At 61.7% G+C, this 11,572-nt stretch carries 9 protein-coding genes; 8 read left to right on the top strand and 1 reads right to left on the bottom strand.

From position 1 onward, the window contains the following. Nucleotides 1-69: 69 nt before the first annotated feature. Entirely contained in the window at nt 70-762 is a 693-nt protein-coding gene (locus ACMLHG_RS07320; RefSeq protein ID WP_417170071.1) for a prepilin-type N-terminal cleavage/methylation domain-containing protein, read from the top strand. Nucleotides 763-792: 30 nt separating this feature from the next. Beyond that, nucleotides 793-4,293, top strand: coding sequence for a hypothetical protein (locus ACMLHG_RS07315; protein WP_417170070.1), 3,501 nt, complete (start codon nt 793-795; stop codon nt 4,291-4,293). Nucleotides 4,294-4,358: 65 nt separating this feature from the next. Here the strand turns inward: ACMLHG_RS07315 and ilvD are convergent, their stop codons facing one another. Beyond that, nucleotides 4,359-6,047, bottom strand: coding sequence for a dihydroxy-acid dehydratase (gene ilvD, locus ACMLHG_RS07310; protein WP_294436042.1), 1,689 nt, complete (start codon nt 6,045-6,047; stop codon nt 4,359-4,361). Nucleotides 6,048-6,225: 178 nt separating this feature from the next. Here ilvD and ffh point away from each other — a divergent pair, with 178 nt between their 5' ends. The 6 genes from ffh to ACMLHG_RS07280 are packed head-to-tail and all read left to right on the top strand — an operon-like array spanning nt 6,226 to nt 11,518. Then, on the top strand, nt 6,226-7,683 hold the full coding sequence (gene ffh / locus ACMLHG_RS07305) for a signal recognition particle protein (RefSeq protein WP_417170069.1): 1,458 nt from the start codon (nt 6,226-6,228) through the stop codon (nt 7,681-7,683). 18 nt (nt 7,684-7,701) lie between these two features. Beyond that, nucleotides 7,702-8,499: a hypothetical protein gene (locus ACMLHG_RS07300; RefSeq protein WP_294436044.1), complete on the top strand. Its 798-nt coding sequence runs from the start codon at nt 7,702-7,704 to the stop codon at nt 8,497-8,499. A 31-nt stretch (nt 8,500-8,530) separates the two neighbouring features. Beyond that, a complete protein-coding gene (locus tag ACMLHG_RS07295) occupies nt 8,531-9,322 on the top strand; it encodes an MlaE family ABC transporter permease (RefSeq protein ID WP_295808960.1) in 792 nt (263 codons plus the stop codon). A 9-nt stretch (nt 9,323-9,331) separates the two neighbouring features. Then, nucleotides 9,332-10,144, top strand: a complete 813-nt coding sequence (locus ACMLHG_RS07290; protein ID WP_295808967.1) for an ABC transporter ATP-binding protein — start codon at nt 9,332-9,334, stop codon at nt 10,142-10,144. After that, nucleotides 10,137-11,129, top strand: a complete 993-nt coding sequence (locus ACMLHG_RS07285) for an MlaD family protein (RefSeq protein ID WP_295808970.1) — start codon at nt 10,137-10,139, stop codon at nt 11,127-11,129. The genes ACMLHG_RS07290 and ACMLHG_RS07285 overlap by 8 nt, the downstream gene beginning before the upstream one ends. Further along, nucleotides 11,126-11,518 (top strand): Minf_1886 family protein, encoded by a 393-nt coding sequence (locus ACMLHG_RS07280; RefSeq protein WP_294436048.1) that lies wholly within the window; start codon nt 11,126-11,128, stop codon nt 11,516-11,518. Before ACMLHG_RS07285 ends, ACMLHG_RS07280 begins: the two co-directional genes overlap by 4 nt. The last annotated feature ends 54 nt before the right edge of the window (nt 11,519-11,572 follow it).

Here is an 11,572-nt window from a genome sequence, read left to right as displayed (position 1 = left end):
AAAAATATAAAATCATCAATCAAAAAAGCCGATTTGCGGCCCAAACGACACAACAGGGAGGTTGAAATTATGAAACAGAGTTTCCGTTCCGCCATGTTCACGCTTATTGAACTCCTGATCGTCGTCGCCATCATCGCGATTCTGGCGGCCCTGCTGCTGCCGGCGCTCAACAAGGCACGGGACCGCGCCCGGACCATCAACTGCCTCAACAATCAGAAGGAACTCGCCCGGGTCATGCACTTTTACGCGAACGACTACAACAACTACAGCATCACCCGCCAAAACAACAAACCATGGCCGAACTGGCTGGTCGACTACCGTTACGTCAAAACGCTTCGCGAACCGTTCCTCTTCTGCCCAACCCTCAAAGAGCTCTCCATGAACAACAGCGCACCACAGTGGCGCACCTACGGCCACAACTACATCGCCTGGGAAGATCATCATAAATTCTGGGTGGAACAGGGATTCGGCCGGTTCGCAATCATCAACGGCGGCGACCTCTACCTCCATCTCGCAGGCATCAAAAAGCCGTCGCAACTGCCCCACTTCGCCGACACGGTCAACCTCAACTTCTCCCCGCCGCTGGCCAGCTGGATGTGCCCTCTGCGTGATCCGATCGGCAAAGAAACGATCTCCTTCCATCACTCCGGCAACAGCAACATCGTCTTTATCGACGGGCATGCTGCCACACATTCGCCTCAGGAAACCAAAGAATTCGGTGCCTTGCGAGGCGCGATCAACGGCGTGGGCAACCTGTTGTAATCCGTCAATGAATGGAGAAGCCATATGCGTTTGAAATGTTCTTTTCTTTCCGCCTGTCTCATCGTTTCCTGCGGCCTCTCCGCCGGAACGCTGGACTTTGCCAAACTGTCTCCGACGGAACTTGTCCTGCCGCTCCAGGCAAAAGGACAGAGCGTCGAAGCCGGCACCGCCGGCGGCCGCCCGGCGCTCCTCCTGGAGTGGAACTGCGGTGAGGCCCGCTGGTTCAGCCTCAACTGCAAACGCTCTCCGCGTCTACCGGAGTTCGACCGCGCAGAGTTCTCGCTGGAGTTTTTCCGACCGCAGGGGTCAACCGTCCGCCGGGCAAGTCTCCTGCTGGCCGACCGTGACAACGAGGTCTTCCAGCTCACCACGCCGCTTCCCGCCGGAGAAAGCGGCTGGAAAACGGTAAAATTCACTCTTGACCCCAAAGCGATCCAGGGGAATGTCTGGGGCGGGAAAAGGAAGAACCGCATTCCGGACTTTCCGCTCCGCATCGCAGGCGTCACCTGCAGCTATGCCGCGACGCAGGGAATCGAATCCGCCGCACTGGGGCAGCTGACCTGGGAGCTCTCCCCCGGAACCCCTCCGGAAGCCCCCTCCGCCGTCGCACAGCCGCCGGGGCGGGAGCTGGTCGATTTCAGCACCCTTCTCGATTCAGAAATCAATCCCCGGCTCGGCACGAAGCCGGTGACGGCACAGTGCGGTTCCTTCGACGACCGCCCGGGCCTCGCCCTCCGCCGGCAGGATCCCACCTCTCCCCGGGTCGCCCTCGGGCTGTTGCAGAAACTGGAACTCCCGGAATTCGACCGCGCGGAACTCACCCTGGAACTTTACCGCCCGACAGGTTCCGCCGCGGGCGGCGCCGCCGTCACCGTCTCCGACCGGAACGGCCGATACACCTCGCTCTACACCCCGCTCCCCCGGGCGAAGGGAGGATGGGAGACGCTCCGCTTTCCTCTGAATCACCAGAAGCTCACGAAGACCATTCAGGGGAAGCTCCATCCTCCGGCCTTTCCGCTGCGGCTCCAGAGCGTCGTCTGCAACTCCCGGCCGCCAAAGGAGGATGCCCCCATCGTTCTGGGGAAACTCATGATTCACACGCTTTCCGCTCCGCTGGAAGCGTCGGTGGAGACCGGTGACGAACTGCAGCTGGTCCTGCCGGGCAAAGAGAAGCAGGTCCGCCTCCAGCTGCGCAATCCCGGCACCGCGCCCCGGAGCGTCACCGCCGCCCTCCGCCTGTTCGACCCGGACGACCGGCTCCTGCTGGAAAAGAGCGGCGAATTCCAGATCGCCGGAGCCGCCGTACAGGCCATCCCCCTCCCCCCTCCGGAACGGTTCGGCGTCTACACCGTCAAACTCACGCTGAAAGAGAAGGATTCGCTCCGTCACGAGACATTGCGCTACGCCCGGCTCGATCCCGCCGGAACGACACAAGGCGGCGTCGACGGATTTCTCTTCGGCATCTGTTCCCACCTTCAGCGCTACCCCGCCGAAGAGCGGCGGAGGATGGCGCGCGCCGCCGCACTGTGCGGCGCCAAACTGCTGCGGGTTTCACTGGAATCACACCGGATTCAGCCGCGGCACGGCGAGTGGACCTTCGGCACCTATGATCACATTGCAAAACTTCTGCGGGAATATCAGATTGAATTCGCCCCCATCTTTCTCAATCTCCCCTCCTGGGCGGTCGCGGCGGACTACCGTCAGGCGGTGAAGAGCAGCAGTACCCGCGGCCGTCGCCCCGACTACCGGCTCTGGGAGGAATATGTGCGGAAAGTCTCCGAACACTACCGCTCCAGCCTCCGGTTCGCGGAGGTCTGGAACGAACCCGACCTCATCGGCTTCGCCAACTTCCCGCCGGAGGAGTATCTGCAACTGCTGAAGATCACCTCTTCGGTATTGCGGGAAACCGTTCCCGGGATCACCGTCATCAGCGCTGGATTCGCCTCCCCCGACCTCAATCCGCCGGAACGGACCGCCGATCCGCACTATGTGCGCAAATGCGTCGAAGGCGGCCGCGGCCTCTACGATCTCTTTGCCGTGCACATGCACACCCGCCCGGAACGCTACCGCGAATATTACGTAAAAAACCTGCTCCGTTTCCGCAAGGAGCTCAACGACACCACGCCCTGGTACTCCAACGAAACCGCCCTCGCCTCGTTCGGAGAGATCTCCGAGCTGGATCAGGCCGAGACGCTCTTTCTGAATCTCTTCTGCGCCTGGAACAATGGCGCGGCAGGCTACAACTGGTACAACCTGCGAAACATCAAGGAGGATCCCGGCGACCCCGAAGCGAACTACGGCATGCTCACCTGGGACTTTCAGCCCAAGAAGGTCTACGCCGCCTACAACACGCTCGCCCGTTACTTCCGCGGGGCGAAATTGCTCCGCCACAGCGAAAGCACTCCCCTCTTCCGCGCCGCCGACGGCAGCTGGCTGATTCCCTGCTCCCCGCTGGAGAAACGCAACCGGCATGCCCTGCTGCTCTTCACCGGCATCCGCGGCGAAGCCACCCGGATCGACCTCTGGGGCAACCGGGAGCAACTCCCCGTTTCCGGTGGAATCGCCCTGCTGAAATCCACCGGGCATCCGGTCATTCTGCAGGTGAAGGGGCAGCCGGCGCCTCCGGAACCGGCGGGCGAACTCCTCCGTTTCGCCCCGAACTTCCGTCTTCAGCCGGGGCGGGAGGTGAAGAGCGTCGTCGAATGCCGGAATCCCTCCCGGACGCCGCTGAAACTCGACCTCACCTTCCGGCCGGCGGCCGGACTTGCGGTTACGCCGGCAAACCGTTCGGTGACGATTCCGCCGGGAGAGGACGTTTCGCTCTCCTTCGCCTTCCGGACGGACAAAAATTGCCGGGCCGATTCGCTGCCGCTCGACGTCTCCGCCGGAACCATCTGGAAAGGCACGCTTGCTCTGCCGCTCGAAACCGTCATTCCGATTCCCTCCGGCGCCTTCAGCCGGGAGCCGCAGTTCCGCGTGAACCGGCCGGAACAGGTGACCTCCTTCGTTTCGGTCGAAGATGCGACGGCCCACCTCCAGTGGAAGGGACCGGCGGACCTGAGCGCCGAACTCTTCCTCGCCCGCGGCAACCGTGAACTGCGGCTCCGGATGATCGTGCGCGACGACATCCATCACCAGCCCGTTTCCGGCCGGGATGTGTGGCAGGGGGACAACGTCCAGCTCGGCCTGCGGCTGCCGCGCCAGAACGGTCAGTGGGAATTCGGCTTCACCCGCCTCGCCGACGAGAAACCCGAATGTTTCGTCTGGCTCCATCCGGAAGGGTACGATCCGGCAAAAAGTCTCCTTCAGATTCGCCTCTCCACCCGGAGAAATGAATCCGCCGGCGAAACCGTCTACGAAGCGGTCATCCCCTTCCGCGCCATCGGGCTGACGCAGGAGATCGGCGAAGAAGGATTCCACCTCAGTTTCCTGGTCAACGACAATGACGGAACATGCCGGGAAAGTGCGATTTCCGCCTCTCCCGGCATGCTGAACAAGGATTCCTCCCGCTATCCGGCGGTCTGTTTCTGAAGGATCCAGTAGAAAGAAAAAACGCGGGAGCGGTTCCCCCGCTCCCGCGAAACAAACGACACGGTTTACTTCTGAACCCGGAGCACGCCGCCGGTATCGGCGCTGGTGGCCAGCGCGGCGTACTTCGCCAGATATCCAGTCCGGATCTTCGGCTCCCGCGGCTTCCAGTTTTTCCGCCGCTCGGCGATCACCTCGTCCGGCACGTCGAGCCGGATGCTCCGGTTCGGAATGTCGATCTCGATGATGTCGCCGGGCTCGACCAGAGCGATCAGACCGCCCGCGGCGGCCTCCGGACTCACATGACCGATGCAGGCGCCGCGGGTGCCGCCGGAGAAGCGGCCGTCCGTCACCAGTGCGACGCTCTCACCGAGCCCGCGCCCCATGATGTAACTGGTCGGAGCGAGCATCTCCTGCATCCCCGGGCCGCCCTTCGGCCCTTCGTAGCGGATCACCACCACGTCGCCCGCCTTGACCTTGCCCGCGAGGATGCCTTCGCCGGCCTCCTCCTCGCTGTCGAAGATCACCGCCGGGCCCTTGTGGGTCAGCATCGCCTTTGCGACGCCGGCCGCCTTGACCACGCATCCCTTTTCGGCCAGGTTGCCGAAGAGGATCGCGAGACCGCCCTTCTCGCTGTAGGGATTCGAGAGCGGCCGGATGATCGTGCCGTCCGGATCAGGCGCCGTCGAGTACTCCTCCGCCAGCGTCTTGCCGGAGACCGTCGGGGCACTGCCGTCAAGCAGCCCCGGAATCTTGCTGATCTCTTTCAAAATCGCCATGATGCCGCCGACCCGGCCGCAGTCCTCGACGATGTGATACTGCACCGACGGGGCGAGTTTGCAGATATTCGGCGTGCGGGCCGAGATCTCGTCGAGCTTGCGCAGGTCGAGTTTCGTCCCGGCTTCGTTCGCGATGGCGAGCGTGTGAAGCACCGTATTGGAGGAGCCGCCCATCGCCATGTCGAGCACCAGTGCATTCTGGAACGCGGTCGGCGTGGCGAAATCCTTCGCCGTCGGCGGATTCTCCATCTTGGCCAGTTCGACCGCGCGGCGCGCCGCGCGCTTCCAGAACTCCACCCGCTCCGGCGAGTCGGCCGCGATGGTGCCGTTGCCGGGCAGTGCGATGCCGAGCGCCTCGCAGAGGCAGTTCATACTGTTCGCGGTGAACATGCCCGAGCAGGAGCCGGGTCCGGGACAGGCGGTGCATTCGAGCTCCTCGAGCCCTTCGTCGCTGAGTTTGCCGATCCGGTTTGCCGCGACGCCTTCAAAAATCGAAATGAGGTCGGTGTCCGGCCCGCCCGGCGTCTGCGGCTTCCCGGCCCGCATCGGACCGCCGGAGGCGAAGATGGTCGGGATGTTCAGCCGCATCGCGCCCATCAGCATGCCCGGCACCACCTTGTCGCAGTTCGGGATGCAGATCATCGCGTCGAACGGATGAGCCGTCCCCATGGTTTCGACGCTGTCGGCGATGATTTCGCGGCTGGCCAGGGAGTATTTCATCCCCTTGTGGCCCATGGCGATGCCGTCGCACACCGCGATGGTGTTGAACTCATACGGCACGCCGCCGGCTTCGCGGATCGCGTCGCAGATGATCTCGCCGACCTTCTTCAGGTGGCAATGGCCGGGAACGATATTGGTGTAGGAGTTGCAGACGCCGATGAACGGCCGTTTGATCTCTTCGGTGGTAATACCGGTGGCGCGCATCAGGGCGCGGTGCGGGGCGCGTTCGAGCCCCTTCTTCATGGTATCGCTGCGCATTTTCAGAATTCTCCTGGTTGTTTCGGTGAATCGAATTTCCATAATTTACCATGAAGTCGCGGCAAAAGCAACTGAAAAGCGTGAATTTTCAAAGCAACTCTTGAAGTTCACCGTCGCAGACGGTATATTAAAAAATGATTTATTTCATATGGGACAATTATAAGGTTAAAAGGAAAAGATGTTTGAATCACTGAGTGACAAACTGCACGACGTATTCCGCAAGCTTCGCGGGCAGAGTACGCTCACCGAAGCGAACATCGCAGATGCGATGCGCGAAATCCGTCTTGCCCTGCTCGAGGCGGACGTCAACATCAACATTGCCTCCGAGTTCATCGAGGGGGTCAAGGCCGAATGCATCGGCCGCGATGTGGTGCGCAGCGTCTCACCCGGGCAGCAGGTGGTGAAGATCGTCCACGACAAGCTGGTCGAACTGCTCGGCGACGACGCATCCGAACTGGAATTCAAATCGAAACCGACCGTCATCATGCTGGTCGGTCTGCACGGCAGCGGCAAGACCACCACGGCGGGCAAGCTCGCCTTGAAGCTCCGCCGCGACGGCAAGAAGGTGCTGCTGGTCGCCGGCGACGTCTACCGCCCCGCCGCGATCGATCAGCTCGAAATCATCGGCCGTGAAATCAACGTGCCGGTCTACACCGAACGCACCAGCGTCAACGTCGCCGCCATCGCGTTGAACGCGGTCGAACAGGTCGGGCGCAAAGAGGGGTGCGACGTGGTCATCATCGATACCGCGGGGCGGCTCCAGATCGACGACACCATGGTACAGGAGCTGGTGCGCATCCGGCAGGCGGTCCACCCGGACGAGGTGCTGCTGGTCGCCGATGCCGCACTCGGTCAGGAGGCGGTCTCCGTGGCGGAACACTTCCATCAGGCGCTCGATCTCACCGGTTTCATCCTGACCAAACTCGACGGCGACGCCCGCGGCGGTGCGGCGCTCTCCATCCGCAAAGTGACCGGCCGGCCGGTCAAATTCGTCGGTCTCGGCGAAAAACTCGACAGCCTCGAAGTATTTTATCCGGAACGGATGGCCGGGCGCATTCTCGGCATGGGCGACGTGGTCTCCCTCGTGGAGAAGGCCGCCGCGGAAATCGACGAGGAAGAGGCGAAGAAACTTCAGGAAAAGCTGCGGGCGAACAAGTTCGACTACAACGATTTTCTCACGCAGTTCCGTCAGATCAGCAAACTCGGCGGCATGGAGAACATCCTCAAATTCCTGCCCGGCGGCCGCCAGATCGCCGGTGCGCTCTCCGGACTCGACCCCAGACATTTCGCCAGAATGGAGGCAGTGATCCTCTCGATGACCCCCGAGGAGCGCTCCAATCCGGACTTGATGGACTTCTCGCGCAAAAAACGAATCGCCCGCGGTTCCGGCGTGCCGATCGAAATGGTCAGCAATCTGGTCAAGCAGTTTGAATCGATGCGCAAGATGATGAAGCACAATGGAATGCTCGGTCGATTGATGTCCGGCGCTCCGCTTCCGGAAACTCCGGCGCCCGGCACCTTCGGCGGACTGCTCGGCGGCCCCGCCCCGATCTCGAAAAAAGAGCAGGACCGCAAGAAACGACTCGCAAAACTCGCCCGCAAAGAGCGCCAGAAACAGCGCAAGCGACGGAAATAAGAGAGGAATTCGATCGATATGCTCAGTATCATTCTCTCCATTATCGCCGGAATCATCATCGGCATGATCACTTCGCGCGATCTCGGCACCGGCTGGGGAATCGTCTGCATGGTGGGCACGTTCCTCATCGTCCAGTTCCTCATCGGGCTGGCGATCCGGCGCAAAGTGAATGCGATTCAGCAGTCGCTCCAGGCCATCATGCAGGAGGCGCAGGTAAAAATCAACCGCCAGATGCAGCAGTTTCAGCAGCGTCCCCCGGGCAACCTGCGCATGGCGCAGCAGATTCTGGAAAAAATGCAGAACGACGCCATCCGCAAAACCCTGCAGGAGACGGAGCGTTTCGCCCCCTGGTACAAGTGGAACCCGATGCTCAAGCGTCAGATCAACACGATGAAAATGCAGCTCTACTTCCAGCTCAAGGAGTTCTCGAAGACCGACGAGCTGCTCAAGCACTGCTTTCTGATGGATCCCCGTTCGCTGGCGATCAAGCTCGTGCGTCTCTACAAAACGGAAGATCCCGGACTGGATAAATTTTATCAGAAGCGGTGCCGCCGCCTGAAAGGTGAAGACGGTGCGCTGGTCGCCTCGACCTACGCCTGGATCAAGTTGCGCCAGGAGCAGCCGGAGAAGGCGGTCGCCGCCCTCGTCGCCGCGAAAAAACTCTCCGACAACGCCACGCTGGTCGAGAACTGTGACCGGCTGGTCAACGGCAAACTGAAACATTTCAGCAACGCCGGATTTGGCGACGCCTGGTATTCCCTCTACCTGGAAGAACCGAAAATCAAGCCGCAGCGGCAGGTTGTGAGAGGATACTGAACCATCCGGCGGCAGAGCGAGGAGGCACGGAGTGACGCGGGAGAAGAGCTTTCGCACCCTCATCCGCACCCTCGGGGAGCGGACCATGGAGCCGATCGTCTTCATCGGCAGGGTCGTTTCCGTACTGCCGCAACTCCGGAATCCCCGCCGACTGCGCCTGCGCGAAACGCTCTACTACCTCGATCTGTGCGGAGCAAAATCCCTGCCGATCGTGCTGGCCATCTGCTTTCTGATGGGAGTGGTCATGGCGGTCAACGGCCAGATTCAGCTGAGCAAGGTCGGGCAGGAGATTTTCGTGGTCGATCTGGTCGGCTTCGCTGTGCTCAAGGAGTTCGGCCCGCTGATGGTGGCGCTCATCGCCACCGGGCGCGCCGGTTCCGCCTTCGCCGCGGAAATCGGCACGATGAAGGTCGATGAAGAGATCAGCGCCCTCGAAACGATGGGGATCACGCCGGAAGCCTACCTTGTGCTGCCCAAACTGATCGCCATGCTGATCGCCCTGCCGCTGCTCACCGTGCTGGGCGATGCGGCAGGGTTGCTCGGCGGCATGCTGATCGGCACGACGACGATGGGGATCCCGGTGCCGACCTACTGGAGCCGCACGCTCGAAGTGCTCGATTACATGACCTTTCTGCTCGGCGCGGCCAAGAGCCTGGTCTTTGCGGTGGTCGTGACTCTGGCGGGCTGCTACTGCGGCTTCGTCGCGCAGAATGACGCGCTCGGCGTCGGCAGAGCGGCCACCAGTGCGGTTGTTGCGTCAATTTTTCTTGTGGTGATCGCCGACGTCATCATCACAATTCTCTATTCGTTCATCGGTTATTGAGGCGGGGTTATGAGTGAAAAAAGCGACATTGAAATCGCCGTGCGCGACGTCTCCATCGGCTACGGGTCGCGGGTGTTGATGGAGCACCTCAATTTCGAGGTGAAAACCGGAGAAATCTTCTGCATCATGGGCGGCTCCGGCTGTGGGAAAAGCACTCTGCTCAAGCATATCATCGGCCTCTATTCGCCCATGCGGGGTGACATTCTGATCCGCGGTAAAAGCATCGTCAAAGCCGGCGGCGCGGAACGGCAGGCGATCATGCGCGAATTCGGCGTCACCTACCAGGGCGGCGCTCTGTTCGGCTCCATGACGCTGGCGGAAAATGTCGCGCTCCCGTTGCAGGAGTACACCGACAAGTCCCCGAAGGAGATTGCGGCGCTGGTGCAGGAAAAGCTCGAACTGGTCGACCTCGGCGGGTTCGGCGACTACATGCCGGCCGAACTCTCCGGCGGCATGCGCAAACGGGCCGGACTGGCACGGGCGATGGCGCTGAATCCGACGCTTCTCTTCTTCGACGAACCGTCAGCGGGGCTGGATCCGATCACCTCGGCCGGCCTCGACCGGCTGATCCTGCGGATGCGCGACCGTTTCGGCGCAACCATCGTCGTGGTGACCCACGAACTGGACAGCGTTTTCACCATCGCCGACCGGGTGGTCATGATGGAGAAAACCGCAAAAACCATCGTTGCCGAGGGAGATCCGGTTTCGCTTCGCGACCACTCCCCCAACCCCTGGGTGCGCGCGTTTCTGAGCCGCGACGGCCTCAAGAGCGCCGGGGCGGAATCAACGGAAAAACGGGAAGGAGCGCAACAGAATGAATGACCAGAATCAGAAATTCCGAATCGGTCTTTTCGTGCTCGGCGGTGTGGTGGTGCTGCTTGCGATGCTCTTTTTCTTCGGCCTCTCCAACCTCTTCACGCACCGGGCGAAAGTACAGAGCTTCTTCTCGGAATCGGTGCAGGGGCTGACCGTCGGCTCCGCGGTCAAATACCGCGGGGTTCCGATCGGCACGGTCACGAGGATTGTAATCCGCGTCTCGGATAAACTTGTCCAGGTTGACATGGAGGTGGACTTCGACACCTTTGTCAGCAGCCGGGTGAGCGGCCGGGCACAGCAGGAGCGGGAGTTCCGCCGGTTCTTTCAGGCGGAACTGGAACAGGGAATGCGCTGCCGCCTGGAATACACCGGCATCACCGGATTGCGCTACATCGATTTCGACTACTTCGCCACCCCCGGGGAATCCCTGCGCGAAGCGCCCCCGGACGCTCAGGAAAACGGCGTCCTCTACATTCCGGCGGTTCCCTCCTCGTTCCACGATCTGCTCGAGGCGCTGGGGACTTCGCTGGAGCGGATTTCCCGGGTGCGCTTCGAAGAGATTTCCGACGGGCTGGAGCGGAGTCTGAGCGAACTCTCCGGCCTGCTGGCTGACCCGGCGCTCAAATCGGCGATCAACCGGATCAACGACGCCGCCGAAAATCTGGAATCCGGCAGCCGCACCATCACCCGGGTGTTCAGCGAGAACCGGATCAACCAGTTCCTCGACCTGCTGGAAAAGGATCTGCAGGCGATCGACGCCCTGACCCGCCAGCTGATCGCGGAATCCCGGGAGGCGAAGATTCCGCAGAGCACGGCCGCGTTCCGGGATGCCGCGGACGCCTTCATCGACGGCCAGAGCCAGCTGGCCAACACGCTGGAAAAACTCAACCAGGCGCTCGATTCCCTGCGGGAACTGGCCGATTATCTCAACCAGGATCCGAGCTCCCTCATTTCCGGGAAAAAGAAACCCGGCGTACTCCGACAGCCATGAACCAGACCGCAATCGATCAGAAAATCGACGAGATTCTCGGCCGCGAAGACCGCTACGACCGGGCCGCCTACAAATTTGTCGCGCAGGCGGTCACCTTCACCGTGGGCCGGCTCCCCGCCCACCGGCACGTCTCGGCGCTGGAACTGCTCTACGGACTGCGCGATTTCGCCAGACAGGAATACGGCCCCATGGCAGCTCTGGTGCTGAACGCATGGGGGCTGAAGAGCGCCTCCGATGTCGGCCGGATCGTCTATCTGCTGATCGACGCCAAACTGCTTTCCGCGTCTCCGGAGGATGATCCAACGGATTTCGACGTGGAGTTTCAGCTGGCCGACGACGATTCGTCCCCGGCGGATACGCCGCTGCCTCCCCTGCCCCGGATCGATTGATTCCCCCGGCATAAAACAGGACCCCGTTGCACGTTCGTGCAACGGGGTCTCGTT

Source organism: Victivallis sp. (genome assembly GCF_048170485.1).
Classification (GTDB): Bacteria; Verrucomicrobiota; Lentisphaeria; order Victivallales; family Victivallaceae; genus Victivallis.
The sequence above is the reverse complement of the archived record's forward strand: the minus strand, read 5'-3'. Positions and strand labels throughout refer to the sequence as shown.